The sequence below is a fragment of the Azorhizobium oxalatiphilum genome, assembly GCF_014635325.1.
In the GTDB taxonomy this organism is placed as follows: Bacteria; Pseudomonadota; Alphaproteobacteria; order Rhizobiales; family Xanthobacteraceae; genus Azorhizobium; species Azorhizobium oxalatiphilum.
The window spans coordinates 673,455-698,776 of the sequence record NZ_BMCT01000002.1; the positions used below are offsets into that span (position 1 = coordinate 673,455).

Genomic DNA, 25,322 nt, shown 5'->3' on the forward strand with positions numbered 1-25,322 from the left:
ATCACCACTTATAATTGAGCGTGGCGAGGACGACCCGGCGCGTGCCATAGGTGCACATGGTGTCGCCATCGCACTGGCTCACATATTCGGTGTCGAAGATGTTCGTCGCGGTCACTGCGAACGAAGCCCCCACCAATTGCGGCGCCAGCTTGCCGAGATCGTACTTCACGCGGGCATCGAACAGCGTGACGGCCGGCACCTCCAGCGTGTTGGTGCTGTCCGTTGTAGAGCCCACGTAGCGCACGCCGGCACCCAGCGTAAGACCCGCCAGCGCGCCGTTGGTGAAGCCGTAATCGCCCCAGAACGCACCCTGATGATTGGGGGTGGAGAACAGCTCCAGCCCCACCTCCGCCGGATTGGCGCTCTGGGTGATCTTGGGATCAAGATAGGCGTAGGAGGCGATGATGTTGAAGTTGGGCGTGATCTCGGCCTTGGCCTCGAACTCGATGCCCTTCACGTTCACTTCCCCGATCTGCCGCTGCATGAACAGTTCGTCGGTCGTGACCATATTGGTCTGCGTCAGGTCGAAGGCGGCAATCGTGAACAGCGCCTTCATGCCCGGCGGCTGATACTTCACGCCCACTTCGAACTGCTTGCCCTTGCTGGGCTTGAACGCGCTGTCCGTGACCGCATCCACGCCCGCTTCGGGCTGGAACGAGGTGGCGTAGCTCACATAAGGCGCGAACCCGCTCTCGAACAGATAGGTCAGGCCGGCCCGGCCGGTGAAGGCGCCGTCGCTCTGATGCGAGGTGCTGGCAGAGGCGAAGGTCGTCTCGTTATTGTTCAGGTCGCTGGTCGCCCGGTCGTAGCGGCCCCCCAGCGTCGCCACCCAGCGGTCGAACTTGATACGGTCCTGCACATAGACGCCCACCTGCTCAAGGGTGGAATTGTAGCTGGTGAGCGACATGTCGTCGGTCGTGACCGGCCCGGTATTGTAAACCGGCAGGAACACATTGAGAGACGGTGCAGAACCCGCCGTGAAGAGATAGTTCGAACGCTCGTGCCAGTAGTCGAGACCAATCACCGCGTCGTGCGTCACCGGCCCGGTGGCGAAGTCGATCTTGAGCTGGTTGTCGACCGCAAAGGTCTCCACGTCATTGTCCACGCGGATGCCCAGCCGGTCGATGGTGCCGTCATCATTCAGATAGGCGCGCCCCGTCACCGCGCCGCGGGTGAAGAAGTCGTTGCTGTTGAAGCGCAGGTTCTGCTTGAAGGCGAAATGCTCGTTGAAGCGGTGCTGGAACTCATAGCCGATGGAGGCCTGGGTCCGCTTCAACTGGTCGAAATCGGGCTCGCCGAGATAGGTATCGGTGCCGATCTTCAGCCCGTTGAAACTGTAGAGCGAGCCGATGGCCGGCATGTAGTTGAAGAAGGGCCAATTGCCGTTGTCGCGCTGGTACATGGCGAGGATCGTCAGCGATGTGTCGGCATTCGGCTTCCACGTCACGGCAGGCGCGACATAGACACGATCATTCTCGGCATAATCCAGCTGCGAACCCGTGTTCAACGCCAGACCCGTGAAGCGATAAAGCAGTTGATCACTGCCGTTCACCGGGCCACCGAAATCGAATGCGCCCTGGATGCGGTCGAAACTGCCGCCCTGAACCTGAACCTCATGCAGAGGCGTGGCCGTGGGGCGCTTGCTCACCATGTTGATGATGCCGCCGGGACCGGACTGGCCATAGAGACCGGAAGCCGGCCCCTGCAGCACTTCCAGTCGCTCCAGCCCCCATGTGTCCATGACGCCGCTGGCCGTGCCGTCCACATTGCCGGTGGGCAGCCGGAGACCGTCGAGATAGAGATCGGCCCGGAAGCCGCGCACCTGCGTGAACACGTCAAACGGCGAGGCCGCGCCATACCCCTCCGAGCGGACGCCGGGCGTGTAGCGCAAGGCCTCGCTCACGCTCTGCGCGCCCTGGGCCTGCATCTGGTCGGCGGTCACGACGTTGATGGTCTGCGGGATCTCGATGATGGGGGCGTCGGTCTTCGAGCCGGTGCCGGTGCGGGTCGCCACGAAGCCGTCCACCGGCCCCCAGGCGGTTTCGCCCTGCACATCCACCGTATCGAGCAGAATGCCGCCCGCGGCACCATCCCCGCCGCCGGAGCGGGCAGCCTGAATGGTGACGGTGGTGGGCCCGTTCACGGTGTAGGAGAGGCCGGTCCCGGCAAGGATCGCACGCAGCGCCTGCGCCGGCGTGAGCGTGCCCGAGACGGCGCTGGAGCGGATGCCGTCCGTAATGCGCGTGGAATAGCCCACCTGCCATCCGGTCGCGCGGATGAAGGCATCCAGAGCCGCCGGCAAAGGCTGCGCGGGAATGGCGAAACGGACTGCCGGAGCCGACTGGCTCCCCTGAGCCATGGCCGATCCAACAAAGCCGCCGGCCGGCAGCAGGACGACGCCCCAGCACAGCATCGTGCTGGTCAGCAGCCAACGTGCCGAGCGCAAACCGGATGTGTTCCGAATGCCAGAGCCCTTACGCGCGCTCGTCCCGCCCATAATCACCATTTCAACGCCCCACAGTCCCAAATCCGCGAACGCGTGCAACACGCATCCGCTGCCTGTTTCTGATGACTGAGGCCGTGGACCGATCTCACAAAAAAAGTTTCAGCTGCTCAGCGCAGGATCACGATGCCGCCCGGCAGCACCGTCACGGAGGCGCCGGCCGCCTGCGCCAGCGACTCGATGACCAGCAGCGGCTGATCGAGCCTGTAATTGCCGCTCACCGAGACCTGCTCGATACCATCGCGCATCACGAAGACGCGGCCGGCATAGTGGCGCCGCAGATCATCGAGCACACGCCCAAGAGGCTGGTCGGAGAAGCTGATACGGCCACCCAGCCACGCCAGCGAGCGTTCCGGATCGACGCGTGTGACTGCCGTCACGCCCGATGCGGTGATGCTGACCGCCTCCCCCGGAGCGAGAAGCGCATGCTCGGAGGGGTCGGCAAGGCGCGCCACATCCACCACGCCACGGCTCAGCACCACATTGTCATTGTCCGCCGCCAGCTTCACGTCGAAGGCCGTGCCCTTGACCACCACACGCCCGTACTGCCCCTCCACTTTAAAGGGGGAATCCGGCATGGAGCGCACGTCGAAATAGGCTTCGCCCTTGAGAATCCGGACATGCCGGCGACCTTCCGCGAAATCGAGCGACACCGCCGTTCCGGAATTCATGGTCATGGCCGAGCCATCCGGCAGATCCACCACCCGCCTCTGGCCGGCATCCGTGACATAGTCCGAGCGCAGCCGCAGCAGCACGTCCGGCAGTTGCAGCGCGCCGAGCAGCAGCACCACGGAGGTGGCGACAATGGCCCCCTTCTTCCTCAACCCCTTGCCCGGTCGCTGGCGGCGCGGTGGCGTGTATCCGGTTCGGCCAGCCACGTTGCGGGTTGCGAGCAGGAGTTCCGGAGCGCCCCAGACCTCTGCCACATCCGCGAAAGCCTCCGCATGGCCGGGGTCGCTGTCCAGCCAGGCCCGGAAGGCACACGCCGTCGCGGGATCACCCGCCGCCGTCTGCAAGCGAATGAACCAGTCCACGGCCTCGGCAGTGAGAGGGGCCTCGGTCATGTCCCCGTGCTGCGCCGCTTCAGGATCGGCTGGAGTATTGTCCCTCATCGCCCGCTTTCGCTCGCCCTCTACTCCTCATGACGGCCCAAGCGCCCGGATCTCACAATCCGGCACCCGAGCCGCATCGCCGGCTACCTGCGCTCGGCGCGCGCCATGGCGGCGACGCAATGGGCCATGCCCATGCGCATGTCATTGTAGACGGTATTGGGGGAGACGCGCAGATGCTCTGCGATGGCGGGATAGGACCAGCCTTCCAGCCGGCTGAGGATAACCACCGTCCGCACCCGGACCGGCAGATCCATCAGCGCCCGCTCGAAGAGCTCAAGGCGCTGCTTGTCGATCAGCACCCGCTCGGGAGAGGGCGCGTCGGAGGCGATATTGAGCACCGCCTGCTCGTCGGTGATGGGGCATTCCACCTGCTCGCGGCGGCGGCGGCTGGCGGTCTGGTCATAGGCAATGTTGCGGGCGGTCTGGAACAGATAGGCCTTCGGATTTTCAACCACACCGCGAGGCGTGGCGCTCAGCAGCCTGAGGAAGGTTTCCTGTGTCGCATCGAAGGCATCGGAACGGTCACGAAAGCGCCGGAGAAAGAAGCGGCGCAGCCGATCTTCCTCTGTACGCTGCAACTCGTGCACCCATGTCCCGAGCATACGGGTCTCCTGCAGGCACGCCAGGCAAGGCAGTCTCTCGCCCGAAACCCGCCGCGACGTCTGCCCGCTCCATTGACCTGCCCGAGTGCGCCACCACGCATCGGGAAATCATCGCAAACAATTCGTAGACAAATCCGCTATCCCTCGCAATTGCCGGATACGAAATTGAATCTCAAGTCTGCACTCTTATCTTTAGAATAAATACAATATAGATCCGGTTCCGCCTGAATTGAAACGCAGACATCCGGACACGCAAGCCATCCCCCCTGCCCATGGGACGGCCGGCCTGAAGGGCGCGAGCGGTTCACTGCCCCTCGCTCGATGCAAGCCGTCGTCCGATGGCCGCCAGCTCATGGAAACTCTCGGCGCGCTCCCTGGCCTGCGCCGATGCCGCCGTGCCCCTGATCACCCGCCCCTTGATGCCGTGGAAGATGGCAGCGAGGCGGAAGAAAACGAAGGCCCGGTAGAAGGCATAATGCTCGATCCGGTCCCGCCCCGTGCGCACGCAATAGCGTGCCACATAGTCTTCCTCGGATGGAATGTTGAACGCCTGAACATCGACGCCCCCCAGCCCGGCGACGATATGAGGCGGCATCTGGTACATCATGGCGTGATAGGCGAAGTCCGCCAGCGGATGACCGAGCGTGGACAGCTCCCAGTCCAGAACCGCCACCACACGCGGCTCCACGGGGTGGAAGATCATGTTGTCGATACGGAAATCACCATGAACGATGGACGTCTCATCCACCGGCGGAATATTGGCCTGCAACCAGTCGATCAACACGTCCATGTCCGCGTCGCGCCCGGCCTCGACATCTTCCAGATATTGCCGTGACCAGCGGTTGATCTGCCGTTCCAGATAATTTCCGGGCTTGCCGTAATCGCCCAGCCCGACGGCCTGATAATCGACGTTATGCAGCGCCGCAATCGTCGCGTTCATGGCATCGAAATAGGCTGGCCGCTCGTCGCGCGGCACATCCGAAAGGGTCGCGTCCCAGAAGATGCGCCCTTCCACCATCTCCATCACGTAGAACCAGGTGCCGATCACCTGCTCATCCGTACAGAGCCCATGGATGTGAGGCACGGGGAAATGGGCTCGCTCCAGCCCAGCCAGAACCTGTGCCTCACGCTCGATGGCATGGGCACCCTTCAGCAACTGGCCCGGCGGCTTGCGCCGCAGGACATAGGCCGCGCCCGGTGTGGACAGCTTGTAGGTGGGATTGGATTGCCCCCCCTTGAACTGCTCGACCACCAGCGGCCCGGAAAAGCCGGGGACATGCGCCTGCATCCACGCACCCAAGGCCGCTTCATCGAAGCCGAAGCCCGCGCGAACGGCGGTGGTGCCCGTATTCGCGTCGGCGCCGGTGCCGCTCATGACGCCGCCTGCCTGTGCTCGCGCTTGATCTTCTTGGCGAGCGACCATTTGTGCACTTCGGTCGGCCCGTCATAGATGCGGAAGGCGCGCACCTCGCGGAACACCTGCTCGACGATGGTGTCCCCGGACACGCCCGTTCCGCCCATGACCTGCACGCAGCGATCGGCCACGCGCATGAGCGCTTCGGACACCGCAACCTTGGTCATCGAGCTTTCGACCGTGCCCAGATCGCCCGTATCGAGAACGCCGGCGCACCAGTCGATCATCAGGCGGGCCTGCTGCAGATCGATCATGTTGTCCGCCAGCATGAAGCCGACGCCCTCATGGTCGATCAGCGGCTTGCCGAAAGCCATGCGGCTGCACGCATAGGCGCTGGCGATCTCGTTGGCGCGAATGCAGGCACCGAGCCAGCGCATGCAGTGAGACAGGCGGGCCGGCGAGAGACGGACCTGCGCATATTTGAAGCCCTCCCCGCTCTGGCCGAGCATCTGGTCGGCCGGCACGCGAAGCTCGTTGATCGCCACCACCGAATGACCGCCCGGCATGGAGCTGTCGATGGTATCGAGCACCCGCTCGATACGGATCGCCGGGTCCGGCAGATCGACAAGGAACATGCAGGCGCCATCCTGCGATTTGGCCATGATGATGCCCACCCCTGCGCCCTGCGCGCCGGTGATGAAGGCCTTGCGCCCGTTGATCACCCAGTGGTTGCCATCCTGCACGCAGGTGGTCTTGAGCATGGAGGGATCGGAACCCGCGCCCCCCTCCTCCGCAGGCTCGGTCATGAAGAAGGCCGAGCGGACCTCGCCCGCCACCACGCGATCGAGAAAGCGGCGCTTCTGCTCCGGCGAGGCGACCTTGCCCAGCAGGTACATGTTGCCCTCATCGGGTGCCATGGTGTTCAGAGCCACGGGGCCGAGCGGCGACAGGCCGGACTTGATCAGCACATGCGCCGTTTCACGCTGGGTCAGATGGGTGCCGTCGGAGAGGATATGCGGCGTCATGAGGCCCGCCTCGCGCGCCAGACCGCGCATGGCGGCGACGAGTTCCTCCGAAGGCCCGTGGCTTGAGCGTCGCGGGTCATGCTCGAACGGCACCACCACCGTGCGCACGAACGCCTCGACACGCGCGCCGAGGGCCATAGCCCGCTCGGAAACGCCCTGACTGTCCACTCCCGAACCCATCACAATCTCCCTGCTGCAATCGATAATGACCACCAATTCATTATAACCCGCTCAGCAGATGTCCCCCATCCACCACGATGGTGGAGCCCGTCATGTGGCGCGAGGCATCGGAGGCGAGCAGGAGCAAGGGACCATCGAGGTCCTCCAGTTCGCCGAGCCTGCGCGTGGGGATACGCCGGATGAGGTTCTGGCCGGCTTCGCTGTCGAAGAAATCCTTGTTGAGTTCCGTAGCCACATATCCCGGTGCCAGCGCGTTCACGCGAATGTTGTGGCGCGCCAGTTCAAGGGCCAAGGACTTTGTCATCTGGATCACGCCGGCCTTGGATACCGCATAGGGCAGCACAGCCCCCGCCTGTCGCAGCCCCAGAATGGACGCCACGTTCACGATGGCGCCCGGACGCTTGTCGGCGATCATCTTCCGGGCGACCGCCTGCGCCACGAAGAACATGCCCTTGAGATTGGTATCGACCACATCGTCCCAGTCGGCCTCGGACTGATCGAGGGCAGGCCTGGCGCGGGTGATCCCGGCATTGTTGATGAGAACATCCACGGCCCCGAGACGGTCGATCGCGTCATCCGCCGCTTCCTTCCGGGTCACGTCAAGGCTCAGGCTCTGCGCTGCATGCCCCGCTTGCGTGATCTCGGCGACAAGACGTGTCAGCACATCCTGATTCCGCGCGGCGGCTATGACCTGCGCCCCGCAACCGGCGGCAAGCCGCGCGAAATGCGCGCCAAGCCCACTTGATGCGCCAGTGATCAATACACGCTTGCCGTGCAGATCCAGTTTCATCCGGGTTTCCTCCGCCCTTGGTGCCCGTTCTGTCGGCTCCCGGCAATGCGCGTTCGGCGCGCGGAAGGCGTGCGGACTTTTCCGGTTCTGTCTGGGCTTTGATGCCGGGCGGCAATGGCACGCCGCCCGGCATAATCCTGCAAGCGATCAGCCGCTGGTTGGCGCCAGCCGCTACGCTCTCTACCTTTCCATGCGCCCGCGCGGCTTCATCGGCGCAGGCTGCAAGCCAATCGCACCGTGGCCGCCTGCCGGCGCGCGGCCGTCACTCGGTATAATGCGCCTCGGTCATCTTCCGGATGCCCTCGGCATCCATACCCGGTGCGATCTTCTTGAGCTGGAACGGCGATTCCCGGTCCGGGCGTTCGAAGATGGCGAAGTTGGTGATGATCTTGTCGACCACGTTGCGTCCCGTAAACGGGAGCGTGCAGGCCTTGCGGAACTTGGCCACACCGGCCTTGTCCACATGATCCATCAGAACGGTGATGCGGCGCACGCCGGCCACCAGATCCATGGCGCCGCCCGGCCCCTTCACCATCTTGCCCGGCACCATCCAGTTCGCCAGATCGCCGGTCTCGGACACTTCCATGGCGCCAAGGATCGACAGATCGATATGGCCGCCGCGGATCATGCCGAAGCTGTCGGCGGACGAGGTGTAGCTGGTCCGGTCCAGTTCGGTGATGGTCTGCTTGCCGGCATTGATCAGGTCGGCATCGACCTCGTTGTCCAGCGGAAACGGGCCGAGGCCGAGGATGCCGTTCTCCGACTGCAACGTCACATCGACGTCGGCGGGAATGTAGTTGGCGACCAGGGTCGGAATGCCGATGCCGAGATTGACGTAGAAGCCGTCACTCAGGTCCTGCGCGGCGAGGCTCGCCATTTCATCACGTGTCCAGGCCATCAGACTGCTCCCGTCCGTACCGTGCGCTGTTCGATCCGCTTTTCGTTCCGGGTCGCCAGAACGAGGCGCTGAACGAAAATGCCCGGCGTGTGGATGTGGTCGGGCTCGAGTTCGCCGGGGCCGACGATCTCTTCCACTTCGGCCACGGTGAACTTGCCGCAGGCGGCAGCCATCGGATTGAAGTTGCGAGCCGACTTCCGGTAGACGAGGTTGCCGTAGGGGTCGCCCTTCCAGGCCTTGACGATCGCCAGATCGGCGACGAGGCCCGTCTCCAGCAGATATTCCTCGCCGTTGAAGGTCTTGGTTTCCTTGCCTTCGGCGATCAGCGTGCCGACACCGGTCTTGGTATAGAAGCCCGGAATGCCGGCGCCGCCCGCGCGCATGCGCTCGGCAAGCGTGCCCTGCGGGCAGAATTCAATCTCAAGCTCCTTCGCCAGATACTGGCGCTCGAACTCCTTGTTCTCACCCACGTAGGACGAGATCATCTTGCTGATCTGGCGCGTGCGCAGCAGACGCCCGAGGCCGAAATCATCCACGCCCGCATTGTTCGAGATTGCGGTGATGTTTTTCGTGCCGCTGGCAACCAGCGCTTCGATCAGCGTCTCGGGTATGCCGCACAAGCCGAAGCCGCCGGAGGCGACCATCATTCCGTCGAATGTCTTGCCCGCCAGCGCCTCCTCGGCGCTGTCACAGATTTTCTGCACAATCTTCCTCCCTACATCAGGTCGAACGTCGGCAAACGCGCCTGACCCCGCCCGGCCCGCCTCGCGATGTATCCGCGAACGGCCCACGGCATGGGAACAGCCAGATATGCGGCTCGTTTTCAGCCGCGCCCTGCCCGTCCCCCTCAGACTCATCGCCACCGGCGGCGTGCGCAACCCCGGCAGGTCCCATTTGCCGATGACTCCCGCTGCGCACATGCCGCCGCAGGAGAATGGCACGAAATCGACGGGGGACAATAGGAGCCAGCACAACCGCAAGGCGTGACGGCACCTCAATCCTGTCAGGGAGCAGCCTCAAATCAGCGCGGATGCCGTCATCTTGCCCGGCTTCGCCGTGACCTGGGAAGGAGCGCCGCAGTGCGCTCAATAAGAAAACTCTACCAATTTACCACGACCTGAATATCTCTACCCCGGCCGACATTCGGCATGACGAGAGACGCGCACACTGGCGCGCCTCTCGCGGGTCGCGCCCTCAGTTGGTGGCGCGGTCGGCCAGATCCTTCGGCAGCTCGCGGCCGTGGAACTTGGCGAACATGGTCGGCAGCGCGCCATTGGCCATATTCTTGCGGATCCAGTCGTCGAGCCACGCCTTCAGCTTGGGCTCGCCCTGCGGCAGCGCGATGCCCAGATTCAGCTCGCGCATGACGAACTTGGTCTTCAGCTGCCGGTCCGGACGCTTCTCATTCATCATGGCGATCAGCGGCGGCTGGGTGGAGACGATGTCCACCTGCCCGGACACGGCCGCCGAGATGAGGGTCGCGTCATCCTCGAACCGCACGATCTCGGCGCCCTTGGCATTGGCGGTCACGAGCTGGTCGTTGACGGTGGCGCGGGTCAGGCCGATGCGCTTGCCGGTCAGGTCCGCATAATCCTTGATGGCGGTGCCATCCGGGGCAGCGACGATGATGTCGAGCGTGGCGTAGGGGATGGAGAAGTCCACCACCTTCTTGCGCTCCGGCGTGATGCCGAGGCTGGCGACGAGGATGTCCGCCTTGCCGGTCTGGATGGTCGGCACGCGGGCGGCGGTGGTGATCTCCACCCACTCCACCTCGACGCCGAGATCTTTCGCCAGCATGCGGGCGGTTTCCACATCCGAGCCGGTGGGCTTCAGGTCCGCGCCGGCAAAGGAAAAGAGCGGCGTGCCGAGCACCACGGCGACGCGGATCTTCTTGGCCTTCAGGATATCATCGAGCTGATCCGCCTTGGCGGCGGGAACGGACGCGAGCGCGAGGCTCGCGGCGGCAAGGGCAATGGCGCCGAATTTGAAAAGTCGCATGGGTTTCTCCTCCTCGTGTGCACTCAGGCCCCGATCTGCGCCGGGGTTTTGGTAAACGCGGCTTACGCACGCCCGCCAAAAGGCGCGGGCGTCAGAAAACTTCAGAGCCGGATCGGTTCGACTTTTTACTTTGACTGTGAAGCAATCGAAGTCGGACGTGCTCTAGAGATCATGGGCCATGAATGCCCTCAGCTCGGGCGTCTGCGGGTTGGCGAGCATGCTGCCGTCGCCCACCTCCCACACCCGGCCCTGATGCATGTAGACGATGCGATCCGCCACCTTGCGGGCGAACCCCATCTCATGCGTCACCACCAGCATGGTCATGCCGCCCTTGGCGAGGTCTTCCATGACGCGTAGCACCTCGCCGGTAAGCTCCGGATCAAGAGCGGACGTCACCTCGTCGAACAGCATCACCTGCGGCTGCATGGCCAGCGACCGGGCAATCGCCACCCGCTGCTGCTGGCCGCCGGACAATTGCTCGGGATAGGACTGCGCCTTCTCCGCCAGCCCGACGCGGGCGAGCGCCTGCGCCGCCAGCGCCCGCGCTTCGGCCTTGCGCAGCTTCTTCACCGTGACCGGGGCGAGCATGATGTTCTCCTCCACCGTCAGGTGGGGGAAGAGATTGTAGCTCTGGAACACGATGCCCACATCGAGGCGCAGCTTGCGCACGTCGAGCTTGGGATCATGCACGGGGTGGCCGCAGACATTGATCTCACCGGACTGGATGGTCTCCAGCCGGTTGACGCAGCGCAGGGCCGTGGACTTGCCCGAGCCCGAACGGCCGATCACCGCGATGGCTTCGCCGCGCTCCACGGCAAGCGAGACGCCCTTGAGCACCTCAACCTGCCCGAAGCTCTTGTGAACGTCCTTCAGCTCAATGACGGCCGACATGGAGCTTCCTTTCGAGCGTGCGGCTCCAGGCGCTCAGCGGCCAGCAGATCGCGAAGTAGAACGCGCCCGCGATGCCGAACACCAGAAACGACTGGAAGGTGGAATTGTTGATGATCTGCGCCGCACGCGTCAGCTCCACGAAGCCGACCACGGAGGCGAGCGAAGTGCTTTTCACCACCTGCACCATGAAGCCCACCGTGGGCGGGATGGCGAGGCGGAAGGCCTGCGGCAGGATCACCTTGCGCAGCGCCTCCCAGCGGGTGAGCGCAAGGCATTCGGCGGCTTCGAACTGGGTGCGCGGCACCGCCTCCACGCAGCCGCGCCAGATCTCGGCCAGAAAGGCGGCCGAATAGATCATCATGGCAACGCCCGCCGCGATGATGGGCGCCACCTGAAAGCCGAAGATGCCGAGGCCGAAATAGACCGCGAACAGGATCACCAGCAGCGGGATGCCCTGCACGATCTGCACCACCACCAGCGAGGCGATGCGCACCGCGCGGAAGCGCGAGATGCGCAGCAGCATGACGCCGAATCCGGCGATGCCGCCGAACACGAAGGCCAGCGCGGAGAGGGCGAGCGTCCACAGGACGCCGTTCAGCATGTAGCCCACATGGGCCAGGGTGAAGGGCTGTGCCAGCATGCGCGCCTCTCTAAAGGCTCGTGCCGAGGCGGCGGCGGCGCGTGAACAGCGCGAGGCCGAGCCCCCAGAAACCGGCCTTCAGGATCAGGGTGAGCAGCAGATAGATGCCGGCCACCACGATGAAGGTCTCGAACGAGCGGAAGGTGTTGGACTGGATGTTGTTGGCGATGCCCGTCAGCTCCTCGGCGGAAATCTGCGAGGTCACGGACGTGGACAGCATCATCAGGATGTATTGCCCGGTGAGCGCGGGATAGACCCGCTCCAGAGCGGGGCGCAGAATGATGTGCCAGTAGATCTGCGGCAGCGACATGCCGAGACTGTCCGCCGCCTCCAGCTGGCCGCGCGGAGTGGCGTCCATGCCGGCGCGCACTATCTCCGCCGTATAGGCGGCCACGTTGAACACCATGGCGATGACGGACGCCACCACCACCGGCAGGCGCAGGCCCGCCGAGGCGAGGCCGAAATAGATGAAGAACAGCTGGATCAGGAACGGCGTGTTGCGCACCGTCTCCACATAGGCGCCGCAGAGGCGCGACAGCAGCTTGTTCTCCGACCGCCGGCCGATGGCCACCAGCGTTCCGACCACGAGGCCGGAAACGGTGGAGAGCACGGTCATTTCCAGCGTCAGCAGGGCGCCGTCCACGAACTGCGGCCAGTATTCGGCCAGCGCGCCGAAATCGAACTTGTACTTCATGGCCGCCCCCGCTCCGGTACGCCCTGGAGGGAAAGCCCTCCAGCCAGGTCGCCATCGAAATAGCCGGGGTTCACATCGCGCATCTCGCCCAGTGACGCGCGCAGGCCCTCCACATGCGCCCGCATGGCGGCGGCGGCGGCCTCCGGATCATGGGCGGCGATGGCATCCACCACCGCGCCATGCTCCACGATCACCCGCTCCATGCGGCCGGGCTGCGGCAGGGTGAGATGGCGGAAACGGTCCACCTGCGTCTTCAGCTGCTGCACCATGCGCCACAGGCCGGGATAACGCGCCGCCTCCGCCACCGCCTGATGGAAGGCCTCGTCCGCGTCATGGAAGCCGGCATGGTCCTCGGCGCCGGCCATTTCCGCCTGCCGCTCCAGAATGGCGCGCAGACCGGAAACCGCGCTGCCGCTGGCATTCTGCGCAGCGGTGCGGGCCGTCACTTCCTCCAGCGCCATGCGGGCGACGATGGCTTCCGGCAGAGCAGCAACGGGAATGCGGGAGACGAAGGTGCCGGATTTGGGGGCGATCTCCACCAGCCCCTCGTCGGCAAGGCGCAGCAGGGCCTCGCGCACGGGGGTGCGGCTGACGCCATGGGCGGTGGCGATGTCCTTCTCGGAAATCACCGCGCCGGGCGCGCGCACCAGAGAGACGATCTCGTCCCGCAGATGCTGATGGATGATGCTGGCCGCGGTCAGCCCGCGGCTCCCCTCGCCGCCCCAATACGGGCCGTTGCCGGGCAAGCCGGCGCGGGCCATGGGGAGGCCAGCGGATAGCCGGCGTCGCATGGTCGTTTCCTCGTGTGCGCCGGGACTGTCCGCCGGCCCGAAAGCCGGTCGCCGTCCCGTGTCGACACACAACTGGTATATTAGATATGTAAGTCCGGCAAGCGGGGCCGACCTACACCTTTTGACGCAATGCAAACGCAAACGGGCGGCCCGAAGGCCGCCCGTCCGATGTCACGTGCGTGTTGAGTGCTTGATCAGGCCGCCCGCACCGTGGCGAGGAAGCGCTGCATCTCGCTGCTCAGCGCGGTCGCCTGCGAGGACAGGTCCGTGGAGAGCGAGAGCACCTCGCCCGCCGCGGCACCGACGCTCTGCGCCGTCTGGGCCACATTGGTGATGTTGCCCGTCACCTCGCTGGTGCCGGCGGACGCCTGCGCCACGCTCCGCACGATCTCGCCGGTGGCCGAGCCTTGCTGGGCAACGGCCGCCGCGATGGCGTTGGAGTAGGTGTTCATCTGCTGGATGGTGGCACCGATGGAGCCGATCGCCTCCACCGCCTTGTTGGTGGAGGACTGGATGGCGCCCACCTGACCCGAGATCTCGGCGGTGGCCTTTGCAGTCTGGTCCGCCAGTTCCTTCACCTCGGAGGCCACCACCGCGAAGCCCTTGCCCGCCTCGCCGGCACGCGCCGCCTCGATGGTCGCGTTCAGCGCCAGCAGGTTGGTCTGACCGGCGATGGTCGAGATCAGGCCGAGGATGTCGCTGATCTTGTGCGCCGCCTGCGAGAGTTCGCGAACGATCTCGCCCGTGGAGCGGGCTTCGTCCACGGCGGTCAGCGAGACAGCCGCCGCCTGCTCCACCTGCCGGCCGATCTCCTGCACGGAGCTGCCCAGCTCTTCAGCGGAGGACGCCACCACGGACACGTTCGCCGCCGCTTCCTCGGCAGCCGCCGCCACGGTGTTGGAACGGCCCGCCGTATCGTCCGCGCCGTTGGCGAGAACGTTGGCGGAAGCCTTGAGCTGGTCCGCGGACGCGCCGACCGAATTAACGATGGCGCCGACGCTCTGCTCGAACATGTCGGCCAGTTCCATCATGGACGCACGCCGCTCGGCTTCAGCCTTCTCGCGGGCGGCGACGGTCTCGGCTTCCAGTGCCGCGTTTCGGATCAGGCTCTCCTTGAACACCTGCACCGAGGCGGCCATTTCGCCGATCTCGTCCTTGCGGCCGACACCGGGGACTTCGGTGTCCAGCCGGCCGTCCGCCAGTTCGCCCACGGCGGCGGTCATGGCCACCAGCGGCTTGATCGCACGACGGGAGACGGCCACCAGCACGCCGATCACCACCAGCACCACGGCCGCGGCGCCAACCAGCGCCCAGGTGAGGTTCGAGCTTGCCGTCGCCTGCGCCCCGTCGATGGCCGCATCGGCACTGTCGAGGGCCGCATCGCGCAGTTCGACGACGGGTCCCCACACACGGAAGGTCTTCTCGCGGAAGGCCGCGCCGTCGAGCGGGAACTCGCCGGTGACGAAGAAGGGCAGCATCTCCTTGCGGATGTCCGCCGAAAGCTGGACGTTCTCGCGATAGACCTTCTCCAGCGAAGGCAGGAAGGAGGGGGCGCCATTGGTGACGGCGCGCAGCTTCCACAGGCCGGCCCAGATCTGATCCACACGCCCCTGCATGATCAGGAAGTTGTCGCGAGCCTCGCCGACCACCGGCTTGCGGGCGGCCACGATGTTCTGCAGCGAGCCGGACAGGCGGCCGCCGATATCGCGGAATTCAAGCACCGACACCGCCACGTTCGCCCAGGCATAGGCCTGGCCGTTGGCGCTGGCGAGCGTGCGCATCTGCGCTTCCATCGCCGCCATGGCGGACGTGTTGATGGCGCCGGCCCGCTCGGTGATCGTCGCAGTCGCGTCACCGCGCTGCCCCACCGGGCGCGCCATGGCGCCTTCCACCAGATCCCGCAGGCTCTTGTAGGACTGCTGCAGATCGTTGGCCTTGGCCACCAGCGCATCGGCGTCGGGCAACTCGCCCCTGGCGGCATTCGCCTTGCTGATCACGTTCGCCAGCGCCTTTTCGGTGGCGGCGCGATAGTCCGTGAGGTCGCGCCGGGCGGCAGCCTGATCCACGGTCATGGTCTCGACGGCGAGCACGGTCAGGCCACGCTCGGCGTTCATCAGCGGCGGGATATCCGCAGCGGCGCGGATGAACTGCAGCCGCATGTCGGCATCATTCACCAGTTGCAGACGGGAATACTGCATCCAGGCCATATTCAACGCCAGAGCACAGGCTATGGCGGCGATCAGCAGGATGGAAAGTGACAACAGGCGTTTGATGGTCACGCGCGCAATCTCCGACACGCCTCCGCGCAGAGGTACGCAGGAACGGCATCCTGTATTCATTAGTCATGAGACTTGCGTGAAGGTTGCAGCCCGAACGCTAGCGATGAAGTAGACAACCAAACGCGAAGGCGCGGCTCGCTGATGACCGAGCGAAGCCAGATACATTGCAAAGCATTGATTTCAATTACTATTTTTCCGACACAGGCGCGCATGGCCATGGCAGGCAGATGCCACGCGTGCAGCGCAACACAACCAGCTGACAGGAACTGTTCATGTGATGTCTCCGCGCCTCGGCAGGTGACACAAAACTGTTGCAGATCAGAGAGTTGGGTACTGTCCACCGTCTACGTTGCTGCAAACGCAAAACGGGCGGCCTTGCGGCCGCCCGTTCCAGTCTGGCTGTCTTCTGCGAAAGCGCCGCTCAGGCTGCCCGTACCGTTACGAGGAAGCGCTGCATTTCGGAGCTGAGCGCAGACGCCTGCGCCGAAAGGTCGGTAGACAGCGAAAGCACTTCGCCCGCCGCCGAACCCACACTCTGCGCTGTCTGGGCCACACCCGTGATGTTGCCCGTCACTTCGCTGGTGCCGGCGGATGCCTGCGCCACGCTCCGCACGATCTCACTGGTGGCAGCGCCCTGTTCCGCGACCGCCGTGGCGATGGCGTTGGAATAGGTGTTCATCTGCTGGATCGTGGCGCCGATGGAGCCGATCGCCTCCACCGCCTTGTTGGTGGAGGACTGGATCGCGCCCACCTGCCCCGAGATCTCGGCCGTGGCCTTGGCGGTCTGATCCGCCAGTTCCTTCACCTCGGAAGCCACCACCGCGAAGCCCTTGCCCGCCTCGCCGGCACGCGCCGCCTCGATGGTCGCGTTCAGCGCCAGCAGGTTGGTCTGGCCGGCGATGGTCGAGATCAGGCCGAGGATGTCGCTGATCTTGTGCGCCGCCTGCGAGAGTTCGCGCACGATCTCGCCGGTGTTGCGCGCTTCCTCCACGGCGGTCAGCGAGACGGCAGCCGCCTGCTCGACCTGACGGCCAATCTCCTGCACGGACGAGCCCAGCTCCTCGGCGGAGGACGCCACCACGTTCACATTCACCGCAGCCTCCTCGGCAGCGGCGGCGACCGTGCTGGAGCGGCTGGCGGTGTCGTCGGCGCCGCCGGCGAGCACATTGGCGGAAGCCTTGAGCTGGTCCGCGGACGCGCCGACCGAATTAACGATGGCGCCGACGCTCTGCTCGAACATGTCGGCCAGTTCCATCATGGACGCACGCCGCTCGGCTTCAGCCTTCTCGCGGGCGGCCACGGTCTCGGCTTCCAGGGCCGCGTTTCGGATCAGGCTCTCCTTGAACACCTGCACCGAGGCGGCCATTTCGCCGATCTCGTCAGCCCGGCCGACACCGGGGATCTCGGTCTCCAGCTTGCCGTCGGCCAGCTCGCCCACGGCGGCGGTCATGGCCACCAGAGGCTTGATCGCCCGGCGAGACACCAGCACCAGCACCGCGATCACCACGAGCACCACGGCCACGAGGCCGACCATGGCCCAGGTCAGGCTGGACTGCGCCGACGCCTTGGCCGCGTCCAGCGCCACATCGGCGCTGTCGAGCGCCGCGTCGCGCAGATCGGCCACCGGACCCCAGATGCGGAAGGTCTTCTCGCGGAAGGCGGCGCCGTCCAGCGGGAAGTCGCCATTGGCGAAGAAGGGCTGCATTTCCTTCCGGATACCAGCGGAAAACTGCACGTTTTCGCGCGAGACCTTTTCCAGCGTGGGCACGAAATTCGGCGCCCCGTTGGTCACGGTGCGCAGCTTCCACAGGCCGGCCCAGATCTGCTCCACCTGCCCCTGCATGACCATGAACTGGTCCTGCGCCTGCGGTGTTACAGGCTTGTGAGCCGAGACGATGTTCTGCAGCGTGCCGGCAAGGCGGCCGCCCACGTCGCGGAATTCCAGCACGGACACGGCGGCGCTGGTCCAGGCGTAGGCCTGGCCATTGGCATCGGCCAGCGAGCGCATCTGCGTTTCCATGGCGTTGGTGACGGCGATGTTGATCCGCGCGCCCCGATCGGTCATGTCCGTGCCGGCCTCGCCGCGCTGGCCGACCGGCCGCGCGAGGGTCGCGTCCACGAAGTCGCGCATGCTCTTGAAGGACTGCTGCAACGCTGTTGCGCTGGCGATCATCACCTCCGCATCCGGCAACTGGCCCTTGGCCTCGTTCGCCTTGGCGACCACATTCTCCACCGCCTTCTGCGTGGCCGCGCGATAGTCCACATAATCGCGCTGCCCCTCCGCCTGGCTCTGGGTGGCGGTGTCCAGCATGACCACGGTCAGGCCGCGCTCGGCATTCATGAGCGGCGGAATGGCGGCGGCGGCACGAATGAACTGAAGGCGCACATCCGCCTCTTCCACGCGGGTGAGGCGGGCGTACTGGGTCCAGGCCATGTTCAGCGCAAGGGCGCAGGCGATGGCGGCGATGAGCAGGATGGAAATCGACAGCAGACGCTTGATCGTCATGCGCGGGGTCTCCCTGAGGGACGCCTGCGCAGAGGTACGCAGGAACGGCATCGTGCCGTTCTGCTAAATGAAACTTGTCCGAAGGTTGCGTCGCAATATTACAAATGCTGCGACGCAACAACTATTCTGCCGTAACAACTTGAACCCGCAGGTTCATTTCTCCTGACCTGCCGGCGTGTCCATATGTCGTTTTCAGCGCGTCGCGATCACCGCCACCGGCCCGCCGCCATCCGGCCCCTGATGTTCGGCACCGCCGGAAACATAGATTTCCGTGTGCCCCACCAGCCCCGCCAGCGCCCCCGCGACGAAACCACGGGCATGGCGGGTGGAGGAGATGTCGCTGTCATCCAGCATGATATGGCGGCGTCCCCGGATGGTGCCGGAGCGGCTGGCTTCCGCCTTGGCCAGCACGATGAGACTGTCCGCCTCGTCCTGCGTGGCGGAGGGCAGCGTGACGCCGAGGCTGGCGAGCGCGCCAGCCACCGGAGCGATGTCGATGGCATCCTTCATCACCGCATGGGCGATGCCCAGCGGACCGGACCAGCCCTCCGACATGCCGAGCACCACCACCTCGTGCCCCATCAGCTCAATGCCGCTGGAGCAGCTGGCCCGGCCGGACCACAGCGACAGATCGGTGCCGATGACGGCGTCGGACAGTTGCTCCAGCCCGATTTCGCCCAGCGCAAGCCCGATACCGAGCGCGCTGGCACCGCGCGAAAGACCCATGGATTTGAGCGTGTCGCCGGTGGCAACGCTCGCCCCCCTGCCCTGCGCCTCCGCCACGCGGGCGGCGGTGAGCAGCGGGCACTTCACCTGCACGAAATGTACATCCTCGGGCCGCGTGATGCCGGCATCCGCCATGGCGCGTTGCACCGCCTCGGCCACCTGCTCCACCTGCCCCATGCGGCCGAGATGTTCCGGCGGCAGCGGCGCGGTATGAGCCCTTCCGATGGCGAGCGCGGGGCCGGACGTCATGCCCTCCCCGTCCTCGCCCCGTTCCAGCACCAGCCAGTGGGGCGCCATGCCGCCTTCCGTTCCGCCGGACATGACGAGGCAGACGTCCTGCGCCGCCGCTCCCACATGACCGCGCAGCATGTCTGCGAGCGCCCGGACGGCAAAGCCGCGCGAGAAATCGTTCACGCAGCCATTGCCCTCGGTCTTGCCGAAGATAGCGATGATACCGGCCGGATCGATGGTTCCGGCCGCGATGGCGGCCTCGACGCCGGACACGTCATCCGGCGCGCCGGCGGAGATGCGATGCACCTTTGCGATAGGCATTCTCTTGTCCTTCCCGTTCGTGCTCAGCCGAGCGCGAAATCGTCCTTGCGCTTGGCCCAGCCGATCACCCGTCCCTCGATCACCGAGAAGATGGCGTAGAGGCCGACGCCCAGCACCGCGAGCACCAGCAGGCCGGCGAAGACCAGCGGCACGTCGAAGGAGGAGGAGGCGATCATCATGAGGTTGCCGATGCCCCGGTTGGAGGCCACGGTTTCGGCAATCACCGTGCCGACGAAGGCCAGCGTCACGGACACCTTCAGCGAGGCGAAGAAATAGGGCATGGCGCGCGGCAGGCCGACATTGGTGAGAATGTCGAGCTTGGTGGCGCGCAATGCCTTCATCACGTCTTCCAGCTCCGGCTCGGTGGTGGCAAGGCCGGTGGCCACGTTCACCACGATGGGGAACATGCTCATGATCATGGCGGTGAGCACCGCCGGCACCGTGCCCGCCCCGAACCACAGGACGAAGATGGGCACCACCGCCACCTTGGGGATGGAGGAGAAGCCGATGAGCAGCGGATAACCCACGTCATAGGCGAGCCGCGAGGAGCCGATCAGCACGCCGAGGAACACGCCCGTGAGGATGCCGAGGCCGAAGCCCACCAGCGTGGTGTAGAGCGTCTGCACCGTGTGCGGCCAGATGGCAGGCGCCTGAAGCCAGAGCGTGGTGAGGATCTGCGACGGGCGCGGCAGCACGATCTCCTTCACATGGAAGACCACGCAGATCAGTTCCCACAGCAGGAAGAAGCCGATGATGACGGCGGCCGATTGCAGACGGCGGCGGTTGATCGCTTTCATGCCGGCACCTCGGTCTTGGCGGCGTCGGGCGCGCGGGCCGAGACGATCAGCTCGCGCAGGCGCTGGGTGAGGGAGACGAAGCCCGGTTCATAGGTCATCTCGATGGTGCGCGGACGTGGCAGATCCACGTGGCAGTCCTCCACGATGCGGCCCGGCCGGGCGCGCATCACGCACACGCGGTTGGCGAGATAGCCGGCTTCCTTGAGATCATGCGTGACGAGGAGCACCGTGGGACGGCGGGTCATCCAGAGATCCTGCATGATCGCCCACAACTCCTCGCGGGTGAACTGGTCGAGCGCGCCGAAGGGCTCGTCCAGCATCAAGAGCTGCGGATCGTGGATCAGCGCACGGCAGAGCGAGGCGCGCTGGAGCATGCCGCCGGAGAGCTGCCAGGGGAACTTGTCGCCGAAGCCGGCGAGGCCCACCTGCTTGAGCAGCGCGTCAGCACGGTCGCGGAATTCGGTCTTGCGCTTGGCGCGGAACTGCTGCCGGAAAGGCGGCACGATCTTCAGCGGCAGCATGACGTTGTCGCGGATGGAGAGCCACGGCAGCATGGTCGGGTTCTGGAACGCCATGCCCACGCGCACGGGCTCCGCGCCCACCTCGCGGCCGGCCACGAACACCCAGCCGGACGAGGCGGTGATGAGGCCCGTCACCAGCTTCAGGATGGTGGACTTGCCGCATCCCGAGGGGCCGACGAGGGCGACGAAATCACCCTTGCCGATCTTGAGGTTCGTCTCGCCCAGCGCGGCGACGGTCTTCTCGCCCTGCCCATAGGTGAGCGTGACCTGCTGGAGCTGGACGAAGGGATCGTTCTCCCCGGTCATTCCGCCGCCTCCGGCCGATATGCGACGACGGCCGCCAGCGTCTCGTCCGTGTGCTTGGGCTCGGGCGTCGGCATCTCCTGGATGACGTGCACGGAGCGCCCGAAGCCCTTGGTGTCCGCCACCAGTTCGCGATCCTTCACCACGAAGCGGCCGCGCACCATGGTGTGCACCGGCAGGCCAGTGACTTCACGGCCATCCCACGGGGAGATCTTGGAGCGCGAATGCAGCTCCTCGTCCTTCAGCGTCCAGGTCTTGCCGAGATCTACGAAGGCGAAGTCCGCGTCCGAGCCCGCCTGGATCACGCCCTTGCGCGGATAGAGGCCCCAGACCTTCGCCGGGTTCACCGCACTCCAGCGCACATAGTCGCTCACCGAATAGCGGCCCTTGGCCACTTCCGTCAGCATGAGCGGCATCTGGCTTTCCACGCCCGGGAAGCCGCAGTCCACGGCCCAGATGTCGGCGCGGGTCTTCTCTTCCGGCGTATGCGGCGCATGGTCGGTGGCGATCATGTCGATGGTGCCGTCGAGAAGGCCGTTCCACAGCGGCTCGTGGTTGGTCGCCTCGCGCACCGGCGGGTTCACACGCACCACGCCCTTGCAGCGCAGATAGTCGGTCTCGTCCAGCATCAGATAATGCGGGCAGGTCTCGCCCGTGATGTCCACGCCGCGCGCCTTGGCCTCGGCCAGCGGGCGCAACTCCGCGCCGGAGGAGATGTGCAGCACATGGATGCGGGCGCCGGTCCATTCCGCGAGAATGGCGGCGCGGGCCACCGCCTCCACCGCCACCACGGCGGGACGGGAGGCGAGATGGGCGAGCGGGTCAGTGCGGCCGGCATCGGTGAGGCGCTGCTGGCGGCGCTCCATGATGGAGTTGGTCTCCGCATGCAGCGAGATGCGCTTGCCGGTGGGCGCCACCACCTCGAACGCCTCCAGCATGGCGCCCGTGGAGGGCGACGGGATGCGGCCGAAGGTGTTGCCCATGTAGCATTTGAAGCCGATGATCCCGGCTTCAACAAGCTCCGGGACCTTGTCGATGGTGTCGTCGCCGATCACGGCATAAAGGCCGTAGTCCACATGCGCTTTGGACTGCGCGATGACGTGCTTGGCCTTCAGGCTCTCGGCATCCGCGATGGTCGGGATGGTGTTGGGCATGTCGAACACGGTGGTGACGCCGCCGAAGGCCGCCGACACCGTGCCGCTCTCGAAATCTTCCTTGTGGGTGTAGCCGGGGTCGCGGAAGTGCACGTGCACGTCGATGGCGCCGGGCAGGATGTGCAGGCCGGTGGCATCGAAGGTCTCGGCCGCCGCCGGCATGGCGTCGGCATCGCCCACCGCCACGATGCGCCCGTCGCGCACGGCGATGGAGGCATCCAGCACCAGTTCCGGCGTGACGACCTTGCCGCCATGGATGACGAGGTCGGCGGGCTGCTGGTCAATGTTGGTCATCGCCGATCTCCTCAGAGCATGGCCCAGCCGCCGTCAACGGGCATGTCGACACCGGTGAGCTGGCGGGAAACGTCGCTGGCGAGGAACAGGCAGGCGTTCGCCACGTCCTCGTCGGTGGTCACGCGCTTCAGCGCATAGTCCGCCGCGTGGCGCTCCATGGCTTCCTCGACCGTGATGTTGAGCTTCTTCGCCATGTCGGCGCAGACCTTGTCGCGGAAGCGCGGGCCATCGACCATGCCGGGCTCGACGCAGTTCACGTTGATGTTGTGCTGGCCGACTTCGAGCGCGAAGCTCTTGGTGATGCCGCGCAGGCCCCATTTGGAGGCCGAATAGGCCATGCGGCCGGCGCGCCCGCGCATGCCGAAGGTGCCGCCCACATTCACCACCTTGCCGTAGCGCCTGGCGATCATGGTCGGCAGCGCGGCGCGCATGGTGTGGAAGCAGCCGTGCATGTTGAGCGTGACGATATCGTCGAATTCCTCCGGCGTGGTCTCGACGCCGGTCTTGCCGATGGGGCCGGAGCCGCCGGCCACGTTCACGAGGATATCCACCGTGCCGAAGGCGTCCAGCGCCTTGGCGATGGCCGTCTCGCAGGCGGCGGGATCTGTGAGATCGCAGGGCACCACGATGGCTTCCGCGCCCTTCGAGCGCACCTCGTCGGCGATGGGGGCGATGGCGGCGGTGTCGCGGCCGATCAGCACCAGCTTGCAGCCCTCGGCGGCGAAAGCGCGGGTGATGGCGGCGCCCATGCCCTTGGCGGGGCCGGTGATGATCGCCACGCGATCCTTGAGCTTGAGGTCCATGGGTCCGTATCCGTCTTGATTGTTCTTCTGGTTTCATCGCGCCAGTACGGCTGGGCGCGTCAGATCCCCTCCCCCGCGTGCGGGGGAGGGCTTTAACGTTCGATCAGAACAGCGTCTTGGGCAGGTCGGCGACCGGCGGCAGGAAGGCCGGGTCGAAGATCTGCGAAGCCTTCGGGGTGGAGGGCAGCTTGTTGGCATCCACCAGGATGTCGATGGACTGCTGCAGGCGCGTCATGTCCACGTTGCCGAGGCCGATCTTGGCGATCTCGGGATGGTTCATCTCGGCCTTGAGGGTCGCGTCGAAACGCTCCTTCTCCACCGGCACCTTGATCAGCGGCTCGCGCTTGGTGACGGCGGCCACAGCCGCGTCCGGATCCTTCAGCGCGTCGATCATGCCCTTGTTGAGCGCACGCAGGAAACCCTTGATGGCTTCCGGGTTCTTCTTGACCAGATCCTGCGACACGATGATGCCGTTGGAATACAGGTCCATGCCGTAGTCGCCGAAGTTGATGTAGCGCAGCTTGTCGTCACCCACGCCGATCAGCTTGGCCGAGAAACGGATGGTGTTCACATAGCCGAACACGCCATCCACCTGGCCCTGCATGAGCATCTGCTCACGCAGGTTCGGCTGCATGTTGGTGATCTTGATGCCCGAGCAGTCGATCTTGGCCAGCTTGCAGAAGGCCGGGAACAGCTTCAGCGCGCCGTCATTGGCGGCACCGCCCAGCGTCTTGCCTTCCAGATCCTTCGGGGTCTTGATCGGGCTGTCAGCCTTCACGGCGATGGTGAAGGGAGGCTGGTTGAACATCACATAGACCGCCACCGGCGCATCTTCCGGCTTCTTGGCGGCGAGCTCGATCAGCGCGTTGATGTCGCCGAAGCCCATGTCGTAGGTGCCGTTGGCCACCAGCGGCACGGCGGCGCCGGAGCCGTTGCCCTGATCGAAGGTCACGTCGAGGCCCTCGGCCTTGAAGTAGCCCCGGTCCTGCGCCAGGAAGAACATGCCCTGCGGGCCCTGATACTTCCAGTTCAGCACCATCTTGATCTTGGTGTCGGCAAGCGCCGGAGCCGCCGCCATGGCGGAGAGCGCAAGACCGGCCGCAAGGGCCGCGAGACCGCGCCGGGAAAAGTGTTTCAGCATGTCAGGTCATCCCGTCTGGTTATGATTTATGGTCGGCAAGAAGGCTGGCGAGGTCTGCGGTGCCGGCGGTGACGCCATAGAGCAGCCGCACCAGATACAGCGTCGCCTCGCGCACATAGTCGGGCGAGGAGGTGGCGCAGGCGTCCTCCACCAGCACGCAGCCATAGCCGTGGAAGCTGGCATCGCAGAGGGTGGAGAAGACGCAGCGGTCGATGTTCACGCCGGCGAAGATCAGCGTGTCGATGCCGCGGTTGCGCAGGATCGTATCCAGCTCATTGTCGAAAAAGCCGGAGAGCCGGTGCTTGTAGACGAGGAGATCGCCGGGCTCGGCCTGCATGGCCTCGAACACCTCGGCGCCCCACTCCCCCTGAACCGCGATCGGCCCCTTGCCCTTCGGCGAGGGGTCCGCATAAACCGGCCGCGTACCGCAGGCGGAAGCCTTGCCGAGCAAGGGCTGCGAAAGTTCCGCGCGGTCCGCGCGCACGCCCCAGTTGAGCCACAGCACAGGAACGTCCGCCTTGCGGGCGGCTGCGGTCAGCTCGGTGATCTGCGGGATCACGCCCAGCAGCGGCGCCGGGTCGATGCCGGCGCTGGGGAACCAGCCGTCCGCATGCAGAAAGTCGTTCTGCATGTCCACCACCACCAGCGCACTGCGGGCGAGGTCGAACGTGACCGGCTGCGGCAGTCCACCGAGGGTGGCGATGCGGGGCGCGGGCTCATGGCGCACGTAGCTGAGCGTCGGCGCGGTCATCCTGTCCGGATCCCCCT

Annotated in this window: 22 protein-coding genes; all 22 read right to left on the bottom strand. The window is 65.6% G+C overall.

The window, feature by feature from the left end; all coding sequences use genetic code 11:
• Position 1: 1 nt before the first annotated feature.
• The 22 genes from IEW24_RS11540 to IEW24_RS11645 all read right to left on the bottom strand — a co-directional run bounded on the left by IEW24_RS11540 (position 2) and on the right by IEW24_RS11645 (position 25,305).
• Positions 2 to 2,446 carry a TonB-dependent siderophore receptor gene (locus tag IEW24_RS11540; protein WP_188578572.1) on the bottom strand — a complete coding sequence of 815 codons (2,445 nt, stop codon included), beginning with the start codon at positions 2,444 to 2,446 and terminating at the stop codon, positions 2 to 4.
• Positions 2,447 to 2,613: 167 nt separating this feature from the next.
• A complete protein-coding gene (locus IEW24_RS11545; protein ID WP_244644313.1) occupies positions 2,614 to 3,567 on the bottom strand; it encodes a FecR family protein in 954 nt (317 codons plus the stop codon).
• 131 nt (positions 3,568 to 3,698) lie between these two features.
• On the bottom strand, positions 3,699 to 4,217 hold the full coding sequence (locus tag IEW24_RS11550; RefSeq protein ID WP_188578576.1) for an RNA polymerase sigma factor: 519 nt from the start codon (positions 4,215 to 4,217) through the stop codon (positions 3,699 to 3,701).
• Positions 4,218 to 4,521: 304 nt separating this feature from the next.
• Positions 4,522 to 5,592, bottom strand: a complete 1,071-nt coding sequence (locus IEW24_RS11555; RefSeq protein ID WP_188578578.1) for a phosphotransferase — start codon at positions 5,590 to 5,592, stop codon at positions 4,522 to 4,524.
• Positions 5,589 to 6,776, bottom strand: coding sequence for an acyl-CoA dehydrogenase family protein (locus tag IEW24_RS11560; protein ID WP_188578580.1), 1,188 nt, complete (start codon positions 6,774 to 6,776; stop codon positions 5,589 to 5,591). Before IEW24_RS11560 ends, IEW24_RS11555 begins: the two co-directional genes overlap by 4 nt.
• Before the next feature lie 40 nt (positions 6,777 to 6,816).
• The gene (locus IEW24_RS11565; protein WP_188578581.1) at positions 6,817 to 7,566 is read right to left on the bottom strand and encodes an SDR family NAD(P)-dependent oxidoreductase; all 750 of its coding nucleotides are present in this window, start codon (positions 7,564 to 7,566) and stop codon (positions 6,817 to 6,819) included.
• A 262-nt stretch (positions 7,567 to 7,828) separates the two neighbouring features.
• Positions 7,829 to 8,464 carry a 3-oxoacid CoA-transferase subunit B gene (locus IEW24_RS11570; RefSeq protein ID WP_188578583.1) on the bottom strand — a complete coding sequence of 212 codons (636 nt, stop codon included), beginning with the start codon at positions 8,462 to 8,464 and terminating at the stop codon, positions 7,829 to 7,831.
• The gene (locus IEW24_RS11575; protein WP_244644338.1) at positions 8,464 to 9,168 is read right to left on the bottom strand and encodes a CoA transferase subunit A; all 705 of its coding nucleotides are present in this window, start codon (positions 9,166 to 9,168) and stop codon (positions 8,464 to 8,466) included. The genes IEW24_RS11570 and IEW24_RS11575 overlap by 1 nt, the downstream gene beginning before the upstream one ends.
• A gap of 490 nt (positions 9,169 to 9,658) precedes the next feature.
• Complete coding sequence (locus tag IEW24_RS11580; protein ID WP_188578585.1) at positions 9,659 to 10,462, bottom strand: transporter substrate-binding domain-containing protein; 804 nt, start codon at positions 10,460 to 10,462, stop codon at positions 9,659 to 9,661.
• A gap of 162 nt (positions 10,463 to 10,624) precedes the next feature.
• Positions 10,625 to 11,353, bottom strand: a complete 729-nt coding sequence (locus IEW24_RS11585; protein ID WP_188578587.1) for an amino acid ABC transporter ATP-binding protein — start codon at positions 11,351 to 11,353, stop codon at positions 10,625 to 10,627.
• The gene (locus IEW24_RS11590) at positions 11,337 to 11,993 is read right to left on the bottom strand and encodes an amino acid ABC transporter permease (RefSeq protein ID WP_188578589.1); all 657 of its coding nucleotides are present in this window, start codon (positions 11,991 to 11,993) and stop codon (positions 11,337 to 11,339) included. Before IEW24_RS11590 ends, IEW24_RS11585 begins: the two co-directional genes overlap by 17 nt.
• Positions 11,994 to 12,003: 10 nt before the next feature.
• Entirely contained in the window at positions 12,004 to 12,687 is a 684-nt protein-coding gene (locus tag IEW24_RS11595) for an amino acid ABC transporter permease (protein WP_188578591.1), read from the bottom strand.
• The gene (locus tag IEW24_RS11600) at positions 12,684 to 13,478 is read right to left on the bottom strand and encodes a GntR family transcriptional regulator (protein ID WP_244644314.1); all 795 of its coding nucleotides are present in this window, start codon (positions 13,476 to 13,478) and stop codon (positions 12,684 to 12,686) included. The genes IEW24_RS11595 and IEW24_RS11600 overlap by 4 nt, the downstream gene beginning before the upstream one ends.
• Positions 13,479 to 13,672: 194 nt before the next feature.
• Positions 13,673 to 15,757, bottom strand: a complete 2,085-nt coding sequence (locus IEW24_RS11605) for a methyl-accepting chemotaxis protein (RefSeq protein ID WP_188578593.1) — start codon at positions 15,755 to 15,757, stop codon at positions 13,673 to 13,675.
• Positions 15,758 to 16,178: 421 nt separating this feature from the next.
• Positions 16,179 to 18,263 carry a methyl-accepting chemotaxis protein gene (locus IEW24_RS11610; RefSeq protein WP_188578595.1) on the bottom strand — a complete coding sequence of 695 codons (2,085 nt, stop codon included), beginning with the start codon at positions 18,261 to 18,263 and terminating at the stop codon, positions 16,179 to 16,181.
• 192 nt (positions 18,264 to 18,455) lie between these two features.
• The gene (gene atzD / locus IEW24_RS11615; RefSeq protein ID WP_188578597.1) at positions 18,456 to 19,541 is read right to left on the bottom strand and encodes a cyanuric acid amidohydrolase; all 1,086 of its coding nucleotides are present in this window, start codon (positions 19,539 to 19,541) and stop codon (positions 18,456 to 18,458) included.
• 23 nt (positions 19,542 to 19,564) lie between these two features.
• Positions 19,565 to 20,338: an ABC transporter permease gene (locus tag IEW24_RS11620; RefSeq protein WP_188578598.1), complete on the bottom strand. Its 774-nt coding sequence runs from the start codon at positions 20,336 to 20,338 to the stop codon at positions 19,565 to 19,567.
• Positions 20,335 to 21,165, bottom strand: coding sequence for an ABC transporter ATP-binding protein (locus IEW24_RS11625; protein WP_188578600.1), 831 nt, complete (start codon positions 21,163 to 21,165; stop codon positions 20,335 to 20,337). Before IEW24_RS11625 ends, IEW24_RS11620 begins: the two co-directional genes overlap by 4 nt.
• The gene (allB, locus tag IEW24_RS11630; protein WP_188578602.1) at positions 21,162 to 22,610 is read right to left on the bottom strand and encodes an allantoinase AllB; all 1,449 of its coding nucleotides are present in this window, start codon (positions 22,608 to 22,610) and stop codon (positions 21,162 to 21,164) included. Before allB ends, IEW24_RS11625 begins: the two co-directional genes overlap by 4 nt.
• Positions 22,611 to 22,621: 11 nt before the next feature.
• Entirely contained in the window at positions 22,622 to 23,413 is a 792-nt protein-coding gene (locus tag IEW24_RS11635; RefSeq protein ID WP_188578604.1) for an SDR family NAD(P)-dependent oxidoreductase, read from the bottom strand.
• 103 nt (positions 23,414 to 23,516) lie between these two features.
• Positions 23,517 to 24,554, bottom strand: a complete 1,038-nt coding sequence (locus IEW24_RS11640) for an ABC transporter substrate-binding protein (protein ID WP_188578606.1) — start codon at positions 24,552 to 24,554, stop codon at positions 23,517 to 23,519.
• 19 nt (positions 24,555 to 24,573) lie between these two features.
• Complete coding sequence (locus tag IEW24_RS11645) at positions 24,574 to 25,305, bottom strand: cysteine hydrolase family protein (RefSeq protein ID WP_188578608.1); 732 nt, start codon at positions 25,303 to 25,305, stop codon at positions 24,574 to 24,576.
• Between the last annotated feature and the right edge of the window lie 17 nt (positions 25,306 to 25,322).

What these genes read in the sequence shown, in the direction of transcription:
- IEW24_RS11595 (WP_188578591.1), bottom strand. Translation starts at nt 12,687, where the DNA reads ATGAAGTACAAGTTCGATTTCGGCGCGCTGGCCGAATACTGGCCGCAG.
- IEW24_RS11585 (WP_188578587.1), bottom strand. Translation starts at nt 11,353, where the DNA reads ATGTCGGCCGTCATTGAGCTGAAGGACGTTCACAAGAGCTTCGGGCAG.
- IEW24_RS11635 (WP_188578604.1), bottom strand. Translation starts at nt 23,413, where the DNA reads ATGGACCTCAAGCTCAAGGATCGCGTGGCGATCATCACCGGCCCCGCC.
- IEW24_RS11590 (WP_188578589.1), bottom strand. Translation starts at nt 11,993, where the DNA reads ATGCTGGCACAGCCCTTCACCCTGGCCCATGTGGGCTACATGCTGAAC.
- IEW24_RS11620 (WP_188578598.1), bottom strand. Translation starts at nt 20,338, where the DNA reads ATGAAAGCGATCAACCGCCGCCGTCTGCAATCGGCCGCCGTCATCATC.
- IEW24_RS11555 (WP_188578578.1), bottom strand. Translation starts at nt 5,592, where the DNA reads ATGAGCGGCACCGGCGCCGACGCGAATACGGGCACCACCGCCGTTCGC.
- IEW24_RS11565 (WP_188578581.1), bottom strand. Translation starts at nt 7,566, where the DNA reads ATGAAACTGGATCTGCACGGCAAGCGTGTATTGATCACTGGCGCATCA.
- IEW24_RS11625 (WP_188578600.1), bottom strand. Translation starts at nt 21,165, where the DNA reads ATGACCGGGGAGAACGATCCCTTCGTCCAGCTCCAGCAGGTCACGCTC.
- IEW24_RS11560 (WP_188578580.1), bottom strand. Translation starts at nt 6,776, where the DNA reads ATGGGTTCGGGAGTGGACAGTCAGGGCGTTTCCGAGCGGGCTATGGCC.
- IEW24_RS11640 (WP_188578606.1), bottom strand. Translation starts at nt 24,554, where the DNA reads ATGCTGAAACACTTTTCCCGGCGCGGTCTCGCGGCCCTTGCGGCCGGT.
- IEW24_RS11570 (WP_188578583.1), bottom strand. Translation starts at nt 8,464, where the DNA reads ATGGCCTGGACACGTGATGAAATGGCGAGCCTCGCCGCGCAGGACCTG.
- allB (WP_188578602.1), bottom strand. Translation starts at nt 22,610, where the DNA reads ATGACCAACATTGACCAGCAGCCCGCCGACCTCGTCATCCATGGCGGC.
- IEW24_RS11550 (WP_188578576.1), bottom strand. Translation starts at nt 4,217, where the DNA reads ATGCTCGGGACATGGGTGCACGAGTTGCAGCGTACAGAGGAAGATCGG.
- IEW24_RS11545 (WP_244644313.1), bottom strand. Translation starts at nt 3,567, where the DNA reads ATGACCGAGGCCCCTCTCACTGCCGAGGCCGTGGACTGGTTCATTCGC.
- IEW24_RS11600 (WP_244644314.1), bottom strand. Translation starts at nt 13,478, where the DNA reads ATGCGACGCCGGCTATCCGCTGGCCTCCCCATGGCCCGCGCCGGCTTG.
- atzD (WP_188578597.1), bottom strand. Translation starts at nt 19,541, where the DNA reads ATGCCTATCGCAAAGGTGCATCGCATCTCCGCCGGCGCGCCGGATGAC.
- IEW24_RS11580 (WP_188578585.1), bottom strand. Translation starts at nt 10,462, where the DNA reads ATGCGACTTTTCAAATTCGGCGCCATTGCCCTTGCCGCCGCGAGCCTC.
- IEW24_RS11645 (WP_188578608.1), bottom strand. Translation starts at nt 25,305, where the DNA reads ATGACCGCGCCGACGCTCAGCTACGTGCGCCATGAGCCCGCGCCCCGC.
- IEW24_RS11610 (WP_188578595.1), bottom strand. Translation starts at nt 18,263, where the DNA reads ATGACGATCAAGCGTCTGCTGTCGATTTCCATCCTGCTCATCGCCGCC.